The following is a 15242-nucleotide window of genomic DNA, read 5'->3' as shown; positions in this document are numbered from 1 at the left end:
GCCACGACGTCTTCGTGGCCCCGGTGTCACCGTCGTCCGTGTGACCATGCCGAGCGCGTCATCGTACGGTGACGCCGGCTCAGCAGGGCCCCTTCGCAGGATCTGGCTGGAACCCGGCCCTCGCGGGCCGAGAACGGCGTTCGTTCAGCGGGCCGGGAGGAGCTCGACCCGCTTGTCCGGGGGGAAGCCGACGCGGCGGGAGAACTCGGCGATGCCGGAGAGCTGGTCGGCGCCCAGGGAGAAATCGAGCGTCGTGAAGTAGCGGCGCAGCACGTCCGCGTCGAAGGACTCCCAGCGCGCGGCCTGTTCCGCGACCTTGTGCACCTCTTCGAGGGACAGGTCGCGGGACGCGAGGAACGCCTGGTGCACCGCGTGTACGGCTTCCGGGCTGGACGCCAGGTAGTCGCGGCGGGCGGCCCAGATCGCGAAGACGAACGGGAGGCCCGTCCAGTCCTTCCACATCTGGCCGAGGTCGTGCACCTCAAGGCCGAGGCGCGGGCCGTCGTGCAGGTTGGCGCGCAGTGCGGCGTCGCCGATCAGCACCGCGGCGGACGCCTCCTGCATCATCAGCGACAGGTCCGGCGGGCAGCGGTAGTAGTCCGGGCTGACCCCGTACCGCTCGCTGAGCAGCAGCTCGGCCAGCCGCACCGACGTCCGGCTGGTGGAGCCGAGCGCGACCCGCTCGCCGTCCAGCCGGTCCAGCGGCAGCTGGCTGACGATCACGCAGGACATCACCGGGCCGTCGCAGCCGACGGCGATGTCGGGCAGCGCGACGAGCTCGTCCGCGTGCTTGAGGTACTCCATGAGGGTGACGGGGCCGATGTCGAGTTGACCGTCGACGAGCTGCTCGCTGAGCTTCTCCGGGGTGTCCTTGGTCAGCTCCAGGTCGAGCAGCGCACCGGTTCTGGCCAGGCCCCAGTACAGAGGCACGCAGTTGAGGAACTGGATGTGGCCGACCCGCGGGCGGATCGCGCCCCCGGTGTGGTCACGGGTGTCGGCAGGTGCGGATGTGTCCATATACCGGACGCTACTCCTGGTGTACGGCGGCGCCGCGGCGGGACCCCGCAGACGTGTCGCGCGGCGGCCTCACGGGGGCCGTCGCGAGGGCTCGCCGGGGGCTCCCGAGGCGGCCGGAAAAACTGATCTTGAGGCTCTTCCGCCCTCCAGACCCCCCATGCTAGGCTCAGCCGCAAGTTGCAGTTTGGTTTCCCTTGCAGTACAGAGCCTGCGGAGCATGTAACCCGCAGGCTTTTGTAGTTTTCAGACTTCTTGCAGGTTCTGGAGCAGGGCAACCCTTTGGGCCCAAGGAGGGCTTTATGGCTACCGGAACCGTGAAGTGGTTCAACGCTGAAAAGGGCTTCGGCTTCATCGCCCAGGACGGCGGCGGCCCGGATGTCTTCGTTCACTACTCCGCGATCAACGCCTCCGGCTTCCGCTCCCTCGAGGAGAACCAGCCGGTGACCTTCGACGTCACTCAGGGTCCGAAGGGCCCGCAGGCCGAGAACGTCACCCCGAGCTAGTAACCACTAGTCCGGGTAGGCAGGCCCTCGCGGCCTGGAACCTGCAGTATCAAGGGGCCCCGCACCAGGTGTGTGGGGCCCCTGCCTCTTGTCTGCCGCCTGTCGTCGCGCACCGGCCGGCCAGCCGGCCGCTCAGCGGTGCCTGCGGTACAGCTCCTCGATCTCCGCCGCGAAGTCCGCCGCGACCGCGGCCCTGCGCAGCTTCATCGACGGCGTGAGGTGCCCGCCCTCCTCGGTGAACTCCACCGGCAGCACCCGGAACCTGCGGATCGACTCCGGCTGCGAGACGGACGAGTTGGCCTCGTCCACCGCCTTCTGCAACTCGGCCAGCAGCTCCGGATCGTCCACCAGCTCCGCCGTCCGCAGCCCCTCCTTGTGGTGCATGCGCCGCCAGTGCTCGATGCCGTCAGCCTCCAGGGTGATCAGCGCGGCGACGTACGACCGGTTGTCGCCGAGCACCATGCACTGGCCGACCAGCGGGTGCGCCCGCAGCCGGTCCTCCAGCGGCGCCGGGGCGACGTTCTTGCCGCCCGCGGTGATCAGGATCTCCTTCTTGCGGCCGGTGATCGTCAGATAGCCGTCGGCGTCCAGCTCGCCGATGTCGCCGGTGCGGAACCAGCCGTCGGGCGGGGGCAGGCTCCCCGGGTCGTTCCAGTACCCGGCGAAGACCTGGCCGCCGCGCAGCAGCACCTCGCCGTCGGCCGCGATCCGTACCGCCGTGCCGGGCAGCGGCCGTCCGACGGTGCCGAGCTTCGGGCGCAGCGGCGGGGTGACGGTGGCGGCGGCCGTCGTCTCCGTCAGGCCGTAGCCCTCGAAGACCATCACCCCGGCGCCGGCGTAGAACGCGGCCATCCGCCGCCCGAGCGGTGAGCCGCCGCAGATCGCGTACCGCACCTTGCCGCCGAGCGCGGCCCTGATCCGCCGGTAGACCAGCGGGTCGTACAGCGCGTGCGCCAGTCGTAGTCCGAGCGACGGACCCGGGCCGGTACCCGACTGGCGGGCGACCAGCGCGTCACCGTACCGGCGGGCGATGGCGGCGGCGCGGTCGAAGGACGAGGCCCGGCCGATCTTCTCCGCCGTCGCGCGGCCGGTGTTGTAGACCTTCTCCAGGACGTAGGGGATGGCCAGCAGGAACGTCGGCTGGAAGCCGGCCAGGTCGGCGAGCAGGTCGTCGGTGGCGATGCTCGGCGCGTGGCCGAGCCGCACCCGGGCCCGCAGGCAGCCGACGGCGACCATCCGGCCGAAGACGTGGGAGAGGGGCAGGAAGAGGAGGGTCGAGGCGGGCTCGGTGCTGACGGACTTGAACACCGGGTGCAGCAGCTCGGTGGCGTTGTCCACCTCGGCGAAGAAGTTGCCGTGCGTCAGCACGCAGCCCTTGGGGCGGCCGGTGGTACCTGAGGTGTAGATCACGGTGGCGACGCTGTCCGGGCCGAGCGCGGCCCGCCGCCCGACGACCAGCGCGTCCGGCAGGGTGCGGCCCTCCAGGCCGAGCTGCCCGATCGCGCCCGCGTCGAGCTGCCACAACTCGCGCAGCTCCGGCAGGTCCCGCCGCTCGCCGCTGATCATCCGGGCCTGCCCGACGTTCTCCACGACGCAGCCGGCCGCCCCGGAGTCCGCCAGGATCCAGCGGGCCTGCGAGGCGGACGAGGTCGGGTAGATCGGCACGGTGATCAGCCCGGCGGCCCACCCCGCGAAGTCCATCAGCGTCCAGGCGTACGACGTCCTGGCCATGATCGCCAACCGGTCCCCCGGCTTCAGCCCGGCCGCGATCAGCCCCTTGGCGACGGCGAGGATCTCCTGCTGGAACGCGGCGGCGGTGACGTCCTGCCAGCGCCCGGTCTGCTCGTCCTTCCGGCTGAGGACGACGTCGTGCGGGGCTTCGGCGCCGTTGGCGAACGGTATGTCGGCGAGGCTGCCTCCCGCAGGGGGTTCGACGAGCGCGGCACTCCCCGCTTCGACCACCCGCCCGTCAGCATCCCGCCTGATCTCCGGCCCACCACTCGCCCCGGTGCCCGCGGGGCCCGGTGCTTGAACCTGCGCCATCAACGCCTCCTGGGAGTTTCGTTCCGTTTCCGTTCCCCCGGCCGCGGCCGGGGTGTCGCGGGTCTCCGCCGCGGTTGCGGCCGGGGTTTGCGGGTCTCCGCCGCGGGGGCGGCGGGACGCCGTAGGGGCCACCGTTACGGACGTTCCAGGATCGCGGTGACGCCCTGGCCGCCCGCCGCGCAGACGGAGATCAGGCCGCGTCCGGGAGCGTCCCGCTCGGCGAGGAGCGTCGCCAGCGTGGCGACGATCCGCGCTCCCGTCGCGGCGAACGGGTGGCCCGTCGCCAGCGACGAACCCGCCACGTTGAGCCGGGACCGGTCCACGCCCCCGAACGGCCCGCTCAAACCGAGCCGCTCCGTGCAATACCCCTTGTCCTCCCAAGCGGCAAGCGTCGCCAGCACCTGCGACGCGAACGCCTCATGAATCTCGTAGAAGTCGAAATCCCCCAACCCCAGCTCCGCCCGCCGCAGCATCCGCGGCACCGCGTACGCCGGTGCCATCAGCAACCCCTCCTCCCCGCCGGCGAAGTCGACCGCCGCCGTCTCGTACGCGGTGAGGAACGCCAGGGGTTCGAGCCCGCGCCGCTCCGCCCACTCCTCGCTCGCGAGAAGCACCACCGCCGCGCCGTCCGTCAGAGGCGTGGAGTTGCCGGCCGTCATCGTGCCGTCGGGCCCGCCGTAAACGGGCCGCAGCCGCGCCAGCTTCTCCACCGTCGAGCCGGGCCGCAGGTTCTCGTCGCGGTCGAGGCCCCGGTACGGGGTGACCAGCGGCTCGAAGAACCCCCGGTCGTAGGCCGCGGCGAGCCGCTGGTGGCTGGCGGCGGCGAGTTCGTCCTGCGCCTGGCGGGTGATGCCCCAGCGCGCGGCGGTGAGCGCGGCGTGCTCGCCCATCGACAGGCCGGTGCGCGGTTCCGCGTTGCGCGGGATGTCGGGGACGAGGTGCCGTGGACGTACCGCGGCCAGTGAACGGGCCCGCGCCGCGGCGGACTTGGCGCGCCGGGTGCGCAGCAGGATCCGGCGCAGCTCGTCGTTGACGGCGAGCGGCGCGTCGCTGGTGGTGTCGGCGCCGCCCGCGATGCCGCTGTCGATCACGCCGAGGGCGATCTTGCTCGCGACGGCGAAGACGGCCTGAAGCCCGGTCCCGCACGCCTGCTGGATGTCGTACGCGGGGGTGTCGGACGGCAGCACGCTGCCGAGCACGGTCTCCCGCGCGAGGTTGAAGTCGCGGCTGTGCTTGAGCACCGCCCCGGCCACGAACTCCCCCACCCCGCCGCCTTGTTCGCCGCCGAGCCCGGTGCGTTCGGCGAGCCCGTCGAGCGCGGCGGTGAGCATCTGCTGGTTGGACGCGGTGGCGTAGCGGCTGTCGGAGCGGGCGAAGGGGATGCGGTTGCCCGCGACGACGGCGACGCGGCGGACGCTCTGCATGCGAACTCCCTCGATCCGTTGGCTGATCCATTGACTGATCGGTTGGCTGATCCGTCGGCTGTTCGGTCGGCGTTCTCGCCGGTGGCGCGGCCGGCGTCACCCGGCGGCCCCGGCGCGCCGCGCGCACCGGGCGCGCCGCGCGCACCGGGCGCACCGGGCGCACCGGTCACCACTCCCACCGGCGGTCTCTTGGCCGGAGTGGTGACCGCCCAGTAGCCTTACCGCCGGTAAACTTACTCCAGAGTAAGGAGAAGGCCAATGGCCGATCGCTATCTCCGTCTGACCGGCACGGCCCCGGGCCGCTTCCTCACCCGGCGGATCGGCCTGCCGCAGCCCACCCCGCTGCGGCGCTGGTCGGCCGGCCGCCCCGACCTGGAGGGGCCGGTGCTGCGGCTGACCGCGGGCGCCGAGCCGCCGCCGGCCGGCGGGAGCCCGTACGGCGCAGTGGTGCTCGACGCGACCGGCGTCGCGGACGTCCCCGGTCTGGCCGGAGTGCACCGCACGCTGCACCCGCTGATGCGCTCGCTGGCCACCTGCGGCCGCATCGTCGTCCTCAGCAGGCCACTTGACCTCGACGGCCCCCAACAGGCCGCTGCCCAGCAGGCGTTGGAGGGCTTCGTCCGCTCGCTCGCCAAGGAGGCCGGCCGGGGCGTCACCGTCCAGCTCGTACGGGTGGCACCGGGCGCGGACCCCGAGTCCGTCCTCGCCTTCCTGCTCTCGCCCAAGTCGGCTTACGTGAGCGGCCAGGTGATCGAGGTGGCCCCCAACGAGCCCGCCCCGCCCGCGAGTTCGCGCACCGCGCTGGTCACCGGCGCGGCCCGCGGCATCGGCGAGGCGGTGGCGGCGACGCTCGCCAGGGACGGGGCCCACGTCGTCTGCCTCGACGTGCCGCAGTCCGCCGACGCGCTGGCCGCGGTCGCCGCCCGGCTCGGCGGCACCGCGCTCCCGCTGGACATCACCGCCCCGGACGCCGGCGAACGCCTCACCGCCGCACTCCCCCGCGGCCTCGACGTCCTCGTCCACAACGCGGGCATCACCCGCGACCGCCGGCTCGCCAACATGGCCGCCGACCGCTGGGAAACCGTCCTCGACGTCAACCTCGCGAGCGTGCTGCGCACCACCGACCACCTGCTGAAGTCCGGCACCCTCAACGACCACGCGCGGATCGTCGCCACCGCGTCCATCGCCGGCATCGCGGGCAACGCCGGCCAGACCAACTACGCCGCCTCCAAAGCCGGCGTGATCGGCTTCGTCCGCGCCCTGGCCGCGGCGCCCCGCACCCGGGACCGCGGCATCACCGTCAACGCGGTCGCGCCCGGTTTCATCGAGACGAAGATGACGGCCGCGGTGCCGTTCCTGATCCGCGAGGCGGGCCGCCGGATGAACTCCCTCGGCCAGGGCGGCCAGCCCGCCGACGTCGCCGAGACCGTCGCCTGGCTGGCGGCGGCCGGCTCCGGCGGGCTGACGGGGCAGGTCGTACGGGTCTGCGGCCAGTCGCTGCTGGGGGCCTGAGGTGGCGCTCGCGCTGACGCTCGGCCACGGCGTGCTGACCGGGATCGGCAAGCGGCCGTCCGCCGGGGCGCGGTTGCCCGACCGGCGGCTGGTCGCCGCGGACGTCCGGATCGATCCGCGGCGGATGGCGGCGTACGCGGAGGTGTGCGGTTACGGGGGCGGCGGGACCGGGGCCGGGGCCGTCGGGAGCGGGACCGGGGCCGTCGGGAGCGGGGCCGGGGCCGTCGGGAGCGGGCCTCCCGACGTGCCGCTGACGTATCCGCACATCCTCGGATTCCCGCTGGCCGCGCGGCTGATGGCGGCCCGGGACTTTCCGCTGCCGCTGGCCGGGCTGATCCACACCGGGATCGACATCCGGGCGTCGACGTCGCTGTCGGCCGCAGACCGGCCCGAACTCGCCGTCCACGCGGAGGAGTTGCGGGCGCATCGGCGCGGCACGGAGGTGGTGGTCGTGACGCGGGCGCGGCTGGACGGGGAGGTGGTGTGGACGGACCGCTCCACGTATCTGGCCCGGCACGGGGCGAACCCAGCGCCGGGCGCGCCGACTCGGGACGCGCGGGCCGGGGAAACACAGACCGGGGACGCGCGGGCCGGGGATGCGCGGGCCGGGGATGCGGAGACCGGGGAGCCGTTGCCCGTTGTCGCGTCGTGGCGGCTGCCCGGTGATCTGGGGCGGCGGCACGCGCGGGTGTCGGGCGACTACAACCCGATCCACCTCTACCCGTTGACAGCGCGGCTGTTCGGCTACCGGCGCCCGATCGCCCACGGGATGTGGCTGGTGGCGCGGTGCGCGGCGGAGGGCGGTGCGACGCGCGCGATCTCGGCGGAATTCCGCCGCCCGGTGCGGTTGCCGTCCCACGTGTCGTACGCGTCGGACGGCTCCACGTTCGAGCTGCGCTCGGAGCAGGGTGCCGTCCACCTGCACGGCACCCTGACGTGACGGGCCCCCGCCCGCGCGGGGACCCGGCCTAGAGGCGGCTCATGGACGCCATGGCGTGCAGGAGTTCCACGATCGCCGTCATATCGCCCTGCTGGCCGACGGCCGCCTGGCGGGGCGGGAGGTGGCCGGCGGCGAGCCGGCAGAACTGGACCTCGGGGAGCACCACATGGCTGACGCAGTTGTCGGGCCCTGCCGGACCGTCCGGAGAGTCGACCGGCAGGTACCAGTCGCCGCCGCTCTCGCCCTTGATCTCCAGGCGGACGCTGCGCTCGGGCGCGCCCGGTTCCGTCATCGGGCGCGGCGGTGAGGCCAGGCCGGCCTGGCGGCGGGCGGCCAGGATGGAGGGGAGCATCTGGATCGCGACGGAGATCAGGGTGCGCAGGTGCTCGGGGACGGGCGGCGGGTAGGGGTAGTTGACGGCGTCGGCGATGTCGGTGGCGTGGATCCAGGTCTCGAACGCCCGGTCCAGGAGGGCGAGTCGCAGCGGCAGCACCACGCCTTCGCCGTACGGCACGCCGATGTCGGCGACCCCGCCGCCACCGAAGGCGCAGGTCCTGATCAGCTCGTACGCCTGCTCGCGCCAGGTGCCGTGCAGGCCGTCCTCGGGCGGTCGTTCGTCGGCGAGGCGCTCGTCGGCGGCCGGTCGCGGATCGTCTTCGAGGCCGGTCTGCCTCCACAGCGCGTCCGTGCGCTCGTCGGGACCCATCGGCTCGTCGGAGGCGCGCTTCAGCGGGTCGGGCAGGCCGAGCGAGACCGACACCATGCCGTCCACGGCGAGCAGATGGCCGACGACGCCGGCGACCGACGTCTGCCGGTTGGCGGACTCCTCGCCCTCGAACCACTCCAGCTGGACGGGGGTGTTCCACTCGCTCCGGTTCATGTCGCGCAGCAGGACGTCGAGTCGGGCCGTCTCGGCGTCGTAGGGCTTGGCGTAGTCGGGCACCGCGATCCGCGGCGCGCGGGCGCTGAGGCAGGTGCCGAGCACCTCGGCGCGGAGGGAGGGCGGCAGGTCGATCACCAGGTGTGGGGTCAACATGTCGGTGCCGGAGCGCAGTTGGTCCGCCTCCTTCGCGCACGCCTCGCACTCGGCGACGTGCTCGTCGAGGCGCCGGGCCTCGGCGTCGGAACAACTGCCCAGTGCCCAGGCACCGAGGAGCGACTGCAGGCGGGAATGGCCGTAGTCGTCGTCACTCATCGTCCGTCCCTCCTGTGCAGACCACTTCCGGCGGCCACCAGCTGGAGGCTCAGCCGCAGCCGGCGACAGGCTTCGTCGTCGGTGATGCCCAACTCCGCTGCGACCTGGCGGTAGTTCATCTTCCTGGCGTAGGCGAGGTGGAGTGCGGCCCGCAGCGAGATCGGCATCGAGCTCAGGACGGACTCGGCCCGCGCGGAGGCGGACGGTTCGGCGCGGTCGTCGGGGTCGGCGCGGTCGGCGGGATTTTCGGGGTTCTCGGGGTTCTCGGGTGGCGGCGGTGCGACGTCGGCCCCGGCCCGGTGGCCGTCGCTGCTCAGCCGCGCGGTGGCGCGCTCGTGGGTCTGGGCGGCGAGCCAGGCGGAGAGCGGGGCTCGCGCGGGGTCGAACGCCTCGGGGTGCTGCCATAGGTGTGAGAAGACCTCGGTGACGAGCTCCCGGGCCGCCTTCTCGTCCACGAGCAGCCGCACGGCGAGCGAGTGCACCAGGTGGGCGCACCTGTCGTATAACTCGCCCAGGGCCGCGGCTTCGCCATCGGCCAGGCGTGCCTGGATGCGGCGCTCCCATTGGGCCTGGGCGTCCGGCGGGTCCGCCATGGGTGCCTCCGCTTCGTCACAGGGTGCGCTCCGCCGACCACATTAGCGGCTGCGCCCGGGCCGGCGGGCGAAGTGCCGCCAGTCCGGCCGACGTTCACCCCGCAGAGTGCGCCGGGCCCCGCGGGTGGTGCAGGGGGGCGCGCCCGAGCGCCGACAGGACCACGGGAAGCGGGTCCTCGCCGGGGGGCGGCGGGAGCGGCGGGCGGAAGGCCGCACCGGGGACGGTGCGGGCGCGGCCGGTGGGGACGGACAGCGCCAGCGGCAGGACCGCCTCGACAAGGTCCTGGTCGGGAGCGAACGGCACGCCGAGCGTGGCGGCCACGTCCCACGCGTGGACGACGTAGTCGAGGAAGTGGAACCCGATCGCCTGGACCGCGGGAAACGTCCGGTCCGTCGTGAACTCGGGCAGCACGAAGGGCTGTTCCTCCGCCTCCACCGCGGCGAACGCGGCGACCACCGCCCCGGCCGCCGCCTCGTACGCGGCGAACGGCTCCGCGCCGAGCGGCCGCACCGCCCAGCGCCCGAGGTCACCGCCCTCCCCCCGGGCCGCCGCCGCGAACCCCTCGTGCTGAACGGTCATGTGCGCGAGCAGGTCCGCCAGGTCCCACCCCGCACACGGCGTGTCCCTGCCGAGGTCGGCCGGCTCCGCCTGCCGCAGCACATCGATACTGAGCCGGACCGCTCTGGCGTCCAACGTCCGGATGCGTTCCACATTAGTAAGCACATACCTACGATCTACCTCCGCTTATCATCTGTCAAGGAGGTACCAAGGAGGTTCACCGACGATGGCAGCCGAACAGCGCCGGCCCGACCTGGCCGCGATGATCGTCCCGCTCGGCCGCGCCCTGATGGCGGCGGAGCTGCCGATCCTGCGCGCGCACGGCCTGACCATGTGGGCGTACGCCGTCCTGCTGCGCCTCGACGAGGACCCGGTCCGCTCGCAGGCCGCCCTCGCGGAGTCGATCGGCGCGGACAAGACCCGGATCATCGACGTCCTGAACGACCTCGAAGCCCGCGGCCTCCTCCTCCGCCGCCCCGACCCCGCCGACCGCCGCGTCCGCCTCCTCTCCCTGACCCCCGAGGGCCGCCGCACCCGCGACGCCACCCAGACCGCGATCCAGTCCCGCGAGAACCACCTCCTCACCCGCCACCTCCCGGCCCCCCAGCGCGCCGCCTTCCTCACCGCCCTCCACACCCTGGCCACCCTCCCCCCGTCCGAACTCGGCTCTCAGGAGGAGTGAAGGCGCCCGCCGGACGGGTGACGGTTCGGGCAGGTGTGCTCGTGGAGGAGGGAGGTGGGGGGCGCCTACAGTTACTTGGTGTCTGGTTACTGCTTCGTAGCGCGGTCACGTCGCGGCGGCGGGTGGTACGGGTCGGGGATGAGGGGGCGGTTGTGGCCAGTGCGTTTCAGGTCGGGAAGCTCAAGGGGATGTTCGACGCCTTCGACGGGGACGGGGACGGGTATCTGCGGGAGGAGGACTTCACCGCGGCCGTCGCGCGGTGGGGGCGGCTGCCGGGGGTCGAGGCCGGGACGGAGCTGCGGGCGCGGGTCGAGGCGTTGATGATGGGGTGGTGGGCGGCCATCCTGGACGCGGGGGACGCGGACGGGGACGGGGCCGTCGATCTGGACGAACTGCTCGTGCTCGTCGACCAGTTGCCCGCCATGGTCGCCGAGGTCAGCGCGACCGCCGGCACCATCTTCGACGCCGTGGACTCCAACGGGGACGGCCGGATCGACCGGGAGGAGCACCGCAGGCTCGTCGAGACCTGGAACGGGCAGCCCGTGGACATGGCGGGCGTCTTCGAACTGCTCGACCTGAACGGCGACGGGCACCTCAGCCGGGACGAGTTCACCCTGCTGTGGCGGCAGTTCTGGATCAGCGACAACCCGGCAGAACCCGGCAACCTGCTCTGCGGCCGGATCCCCGAGCAGCGTTAGAACGGGTACGGGGTGCGGACCGCGCCCGAGTGGATGGCGTCGGCGAACTCCCCCATCACCACCGCGTACCCCGCGTTCCTGGTCAGGATCGCCGCGGCCGTCGGCGGGATCCCGGTGGGGCGCTCGCCCTCGGCGACGGCCCGGATGAACGCCGTGCGGTCCGCGCCGGTGTGCCCGTACAGCTCGGTGACCAGCCAGATCACCAGGAACCAGGCCGTGTACATCCGGTCGTAGCTCTCGTGCCTGCGGAAGAACTCGACCTCGTCCGGGGCCAGTTCGAAGCGGTCGGAGATCGCGAGGCCGTAGTCGGCGAAGAACAGCCGGTGGCCGTCGGTCATGATGTTCTGCAGGTGCGCGTCGAAGTGCAGCAGCCCGTGGCCGTTCATGAACGCGATCCCGGCCGCCAACTCCCGTTCCACCATGGTCAGGGCCGCCTCGGCGGCCTCCTCGCCGAGCGCCAACTGGGCGCTCAGCCACTGGTGCAGGTTCTGCGGCAGGTACTCGAGGAACAGCGTGATCCCGGCGGTGGCCGTCGCCCGCGCCTCGATCCGCCGCCGCACCTGCGGGCCGTGCGTGTCGCCGCCCCAGAAGGCGACGACCTTGTCCACGTCGGCGAGTTCGTCGGGCACCACGAGGTCGGTCTCGGGCAGCACCCGCCAGTGGTGGGTCAGCGGGAACCCGCCGTAGGCCCCCGCGAGCACCCAGTCCGTCGTCATGGTGTGCACGGCCAGCTCCCGCCAGGCCACGGCGCCGGGGCTCGGCGCCAGGCCGTACTGGCAGTAGGTCGGCAGCCCGAACACGTTCGCCGTGGAACGGGAGTTGGCGGGCTCCCGTTCCGGATCGCTGAGCGGGACCGTCTTGACGAAGACCGGCGACCCGTCGATGTCGAGCACCGCCGTCTTGCCGCCGATGCTCGGCGCGAACGCGGGCGCGGCGTCGATCATCGCGCGCAGGTCGCGGTCGCTGTACAGGGCCAGCGCGGTGGACAGGGCGTGGTGGGTGGCGGCCCTCGCGGTGTCGTCCGATGTCGTCACGTGTGTGGTCACCCGGCCCATCCTCGCGCGGACGGGCCCGGCACCGTCGATCGGGGGCCCCGCGCGTCGCACCGACACCTCACCGCGTCGCACCCACGCCTCACGGCGTCACGCCGGATGCCGCTCCCACCGGCGGCCGTTCATCAGGTTGTCCAGGCCCGCCCAGGCGAAGTTCATCAGTGTCGCCGCGAGTTCCTTGCCCGACTGCCGGCCGTCGGCCGCGCCGCGCGACCCCCACCCCGCCAGCGACTCCGCCGCGCCCACCAACGCGTGCGCCAGCGCGGCCACTTCGCGCTCGGCCAGCTCGGCCGGGCAGTCCGCCCGGGCGGCAAGCGCCGCCGCGCCGATCAGTTCGGTGACGAAGGCGACGATCTCCGCGCGCATCGCCGCCACCTCGTCGGCGAACGGCTCGCCGACCGTACGGGCCTGGCTGTACAGGACCGTCCAGCCGTCGGGGTGGGCCGCGGTGTGCTCGAAGAAGCCGAGCAGCCCGCTCCACAGCTGCCGGTCCGCGGGCGCGCCCCGCTCGACCGACGCCCGCACCGCCGCCTTGAGCGCATCCGCCTCGCGCCGGATGCACGCGGTGAACAGGTCGTCCTTGGAGTTGAGGTAGAGGTACACGAGGGGTTTGCTGACGCCCGCGGCCACCGCGATCTCGTCCATCGAGGCGGCCCGGTAGCCGCGCCGCGCGAAGATCGCCACTGCCGCGTCCAGCATCTGCTGCTCCCGTACCGCGCGCGGCACCCGCTTGCCCTGGACCCCCATCGACCTCACCCCGTCCCCTCGAACCACTCGCGGGCAGCGCGCGGACGCGTTACCCGTAGGTAAGGGTACGGGCCGGGGGCCCGTTCGCTCAGGCGGTGTGCGGCTCGCCCTCACGCGTGGACGCGTCCCGGGTGGAGGCCTCGCGCGCGGCCACGGCGCGCGCCGCGTCGTCCGCCTCGTCCTCGTTGCCCGCCGCGGCGACCATGTTGCGGCGGGTCCGCTCCACCCGCTCGGACACGGTGAGCGCGGCCTTCTCGCGGACGCCGCGCAGCAGCACCCAGCTCAGCGGGGCGGACACGATCAGCGCGAGCAGCCCGACCCACAGGTAGTTCGACCGGCCCAGCCCGGCCGGCAGGATGTGCAGCTCGACCAGGCCCCAGATCACGCCGAAGCTCACGACGATGAGGCCGAAGCGCATTGCGGTGTAACGGAACATGGATCCAGTGAAGCACGCCCAGATCTGGATCATCAGGGCGCCCCCGGCGAACCCGGGCCACCGGCCTGGGGCCGCGCTCAGAGCGTGAGCAGCATCATGATGTCGTCCCGGTCGTCACCGGGCGCCACCCGGATCGCGTCCGGCACCCGCCCGACCTCCTTGTACCCGCAGGCACCGTAGAAGACGTCGACGCCGGTGCCGCCCCGGCAGGTCAGCCGGATCGCCTCGACGCCGTGGAAGCCGCGGGCGGCCTGCTCGACGGCGGCCATCAGGGAGCGGCCGTACCCCTTGCCCTGGTGGTCCGGGTGCACCATGAGCGTGTACAGCCAGACCCAGTGGGTCATCAGCCGGTGGCTGTTGTACGCCAGGAAGGCGGTGGCGGCGACCCGCCCGTCCTCGTCGTAGCCGACCAGCAACCGCCGCCGTCCGGCGGCGAGCTCGCTGAGCGCGTGGTCCAGGTCGGGCCGGACGTCGGCCGGGCCGACCGGCGGCACGAAGCCGACGGCCCCGCCCGCGTTGGAGACGTCCGTCCAGAGCGCGAGGATGCCTTCCGTGAGCGCTTCGTCGATCGCCGGGTCCAGCTGACAGGTAAGAGCCATAGGCCAAGACTAGCCATTACGATGACGAGCCCGCAGTGTCCGTCCTCACACCGGCGGCGGCCGGGACGAGAAGAACTCAGATCCGCATCGGCTGCGGCGACTCCCGCCGCTCACCGTCCGGCCCCGGGTACTCCCGGATGATCTCGTACCGCGTGTTCCGCTCCACCGGGCGGAAGCCCGCGTCGCGGATCAGATCCAGGATGTCGTCCCTGGTCAGCTTGTTGGGCGTGCCGTAGTCGTCCGCGTCGTGGGTGATCTTGTACTCGACCACCGAGCCGTCCATGTCGTCGGCGCCGTGGTTGAGCGCCAGCTGCGCGGTGGACAGGCCGTGCATCACCCAGAACACCTTGACGTGCGGCACGTTGTCGAACAACAGCCGGGACACCGCGAAGGTCTTCAGCGCCTCCGCGCCGGACGCCATCGTCGTCCGCGCCTGGAGGGTGTTGCGGATCTTGCCGTCCTTCATGTCCACGAAGTCGTGCTGGTAGCGCAGCGGGATGAAGACCTGGAAGCCGCCGGTCTCGTCCTGGAGCTCGCGCAGCCGCAGGACGTGGTCCACCCGGTGCCGGGGCTCCTCGATGTGGCCGTAGAGCATCGTGCAGGGCGTCTTGAGGCCCTTCTCGTGCGCCAGCCGGTGGATCCTGGACCAGTCCTCCCAGTGCGTGCGGTGGTCCACGATGTGCTGCCTGACCTCCCAGTCGAAGATCTCCGCGCCGCCGCCGGTCAGCGACTCCAGGCCCGCGTCGATCAGCTCGTCCAGGATCTCCGACGCCGACAGGCCGGAGATGGTCTCGAAGTGGTGGATCTCGGTGGCGGTGAACGCCTTCAGCGAGACCTCCGGCAGCGCTTCCTTGAGCGCCTTCAGCGAGCGCGGGTAGTAGCGCCACGGCAGCGTCGGGTGCAGGCCGTTGACGATGTGCAGCTCGGTGAGGCTGTCGGCCTCCATCGCCTTGGCCAGCCGCACGGCCTCCTCGATCCGCATCGTGTACGCGTCCTTCTCGCCCGGCTTGCGCTGGAACGAGCAGTAGGCGCACGACGCGGTGCACACGTTCGTCATGTTGAGGTGCCGGTTGACGTTGAAGTGGACGACGTCGCCGTTCATCCGGGTCCGCACGTGGTGGGCGAGGCCGCCCAGCCAGGCCAGGTCGTCCGACTCGTAGAGGGCGACGCCGTCCTCACGGGTCAGCCGCTCACCGGCGTAGACCTTCTCCTCCAGCTCGCGCTTGAGCCCAGCGTCCATGC

16 protein-coding genes are annotated in these 15242 nt (G+C 72.6%); 5 read left to right on the top strand and 11 right to left on the bottom strand.

What is annotated here, in order from left to right:
* Window positions 1–144: 144 nt before the first annotated feature.
* Window positions 145–1017: a menaquinone biosynthetic enzyme MqnA/MqnD family protein gene (locus ACQPW6_RS23785; RefSeq protein WP_433891701.1), complete on the bottom strand. Its 873-nt coding sequence runs from the start codon at window positions 1015–1017 to the stop codon at window positions 145–147.
* A 299-nt stretch (window positions 1018–1316) separates the two neighbouring features.
* Here ACQPW6_RS23785 and ACQPW6_RS23780 point away from each other — a divergent pair, with 299 nt between their 5' ends.
* Window positions 1317–1520, top strand: a complete 204-nt coding sequence (locus ACQPW6_RS23780; protein WP_330793863.1) for a cold-shock protein — start codon at window positions 1317–1319, stop codon at window positions 1518–1520.
* Window positions 1521–1652: 132 nt separating this feature from the next.
* On the opposite strand, the gene ACQPW6_RS23775 is transcribed toward ACQPW6_RS23780, so the two are convergent.
* Window positions 1653–3563: an AMP-dependent synthetase/ligase gene (locus tag ACQPW6_RS23775; RefSeq protein WP_433891700.1), complete on the bottom strand. Its 1911-nt coding sequence runs from the start codon at window positions 3561–3563 to the stop codon at window positions 1653–1655.
* 134 nt (window positions 3564–3697) lie between these two features.
* Entirely contained in the window at window positions 3698–4987 is a 1290-nt protein-coding gene (locus ACQPW6_RS23770; RefSeq protein ID WP_433891699.1) for an acetyl-CoA C-acetyltransferase, read from the bottom strand.
* Window positions 4988–5245: 258 nt separating this feature from the next.
* Between ACQPW6_RS23770 and ACQPW6_RS23765 the strand changes: the two genes are divergently transcribed.
* A complete protein-coding gene (locus tag ACQPW6_RS23765; RefSeq protein ID WP_433891698.1) occupies window positions 5246–6499 on the top strand; it encodes a 3-oxoacyl-ACP reductase in 1254 nt (417 codons plus the stop codon).
* Window position 6500: 1 nt separating this feature from the next.
* Window positions 6501–7439 (top strand): MaoC/PaaZ C-terminal domain-containing protein, encoded by a 939-nt coding sequence (locus ACQPW6_RS23760; RefSeq protein WP_433891697.1) that lies wholly within the window; start codon window positions 6501–6503, stop codon window positions 7437–7439.
* A gap of 28 nt (window positions 7440–7467) precedes the next feature.
* On the opposite strand, the gene ACQPW6_RS23755 is transcribed toward ACQPW6_RS23760, so the two are convergent.
* The 3 genes from ACQPW6_RS23755 to ACQPW6_RS23745 form a co-directional block, all read right to left on the bottom strand.
* Window positions 7468–8634 (bottom strand): anti-sigma factor family protein, encoded by a 1167-nt coding sequence (locus tag ACQPW6_RS23755; protein ID WP_433891696.1) that lies wholly within the window; start codon window positions 8632–8634, stop codon window positions 7468–7470.
* Window positions 8631–9227, bottom strand: coding sequence for a sigma-70 family RNA polymerase sigma factor (locus tag ACQPW6_RS23750; RefSeq protein ID WP_433891695.1), 597 nt, complete (start codon window positions 9225–9227; stop codon window positions 8631–8633). Before ACQPW6_RS23750 ends, ACQPW6_RS23755 begins: the two co-directional genes overlap by 4 nt.
* Before the next feature lie 94 nt (window positions 9228–9321).
* The gene (locus tag ACQPW6_RS23745; RefSeq protein WP_433891694.1) at window positions 9322–9939 is read right to left on the bottom strand and encodes a TIGR03086 family metal-binding protein; all 618 of its coding nucleotides are present in this window, start codon (window positions 9937–9939) and stop codon (window positions 9322–9324) included.
* A gap of 73 nt (window positions 9940–10012) precedes the next feature.
* Between ACQPW6_RS23745 and ACQPW6_RS23740 the strand changes: the two genes are divergently transcribed.
* Both ACQPW6_RS23740 and ACQPW6_RS23735 read left to right on the top strand, forming a co-directional pair.
* Entirely contained in the window at window positions 10013–10468 is a 456-nt protein-coding gene (locus ACQPW6_RS23740) for a MarR family winged helix-turn-helix transcriptional regulator (protein WP_433891693.1), read from the top strand.
* A 152-nt stretch (window positions 10469–10620) separates the two neighbouring features.
* Window positions 10621–11166, top strand: a complete 546-nt coding sequence (locus tag ACQPW6_RS23735) for an EF-hand domain-containing protein (protein ID WP_433891692.1) — start codon at window positions 10621–10623, stop codon at window positions 11164–11166.
* On the opposite strand, the gene ACQPW6_RS23730 is transcribed toward ACQPW6_RS23735, so the two are convergent.
* From ACQPW6_RS23730 to mqnE, 5 genes are all read right to left on the bottom strand, one after another.
* Window positions 11163–12212, bottom strand: coding sequence for a protein kinase family protein (locus ACQPW6_RS23730; protein WP_433891691.1), 1050 nt, complete (start codon window positions 12210–12212; stop codon window positions 11163–11165). The genes ACQPW6_RS23735 and ACQPW6_RS23730 overlap by 4 nt on opposite strands.
* 96 nt (window positions 12213–12308) lie before the next feature.
* Window positions 12309–12965, bottom strand: coding sequence for a TetR/AcrR family transcriptional regulator (locus ACQPW6_RS23725; protein WP_433894637.1), 657 nt, complete (start codon window positions 12963–12965; stop codon window positions 12309–12311).
* Window positions 12966–13053: 88 nt separating this feature from the next.
* Window positions 13054–13401, bottom strand: a complete 348-nt coding sequence (locus ACQPW6_RS23720; RefSeq protein ID WP_433891690.1) for a DUF4229 domain-containing protein — start codon at window positions 13399–13401, stop codon at window positions 13054–13056.
* A gap of 77 nt (window positions 13402–13478) precedes the next feature.
* Window positions 13479–14000 (bottom strand): N-acetyltransferase family protein, encoded by a 522-nt coding sequence (locus tag ACQPW6_RS23715; RefSeq protein WP_433891689.1) that lies wholly within the window; start codon window positions 13998–14000, stop codon window positions 13479–13481.
* A 76-nt stretch (window positions 14001–14076) separates the two neighbouring features.
* Window positions 14077–15240 (bottom strand): aminofutalosine synthase MqnE, encoded by a 1164-nt coding sequence (gene mqnE, locus ACQPW6_RS23710; RefSeq protein ID WP_433891688.1) that lies wholly within the window; start codon window positions 15238–15240, stop codon window positions 14077–14079.
* Window positions 15241–15242 lie beyond the last annotated feature (2 nt).

This window comes from Streptomyces sp. CA-111067 (genome assembly GCF_050956065.1).
Classification (GTDB): domain Bacteria; phylum Actinomycetota; class Actinomycetes; order Streptomycetales; family Streptomycetaceae; genus Actinacidiphila.
Note: the sequence above shows the minus strand (reverse complement) of the source record. Positions and strands in the feature narration are given on the sequence as shown.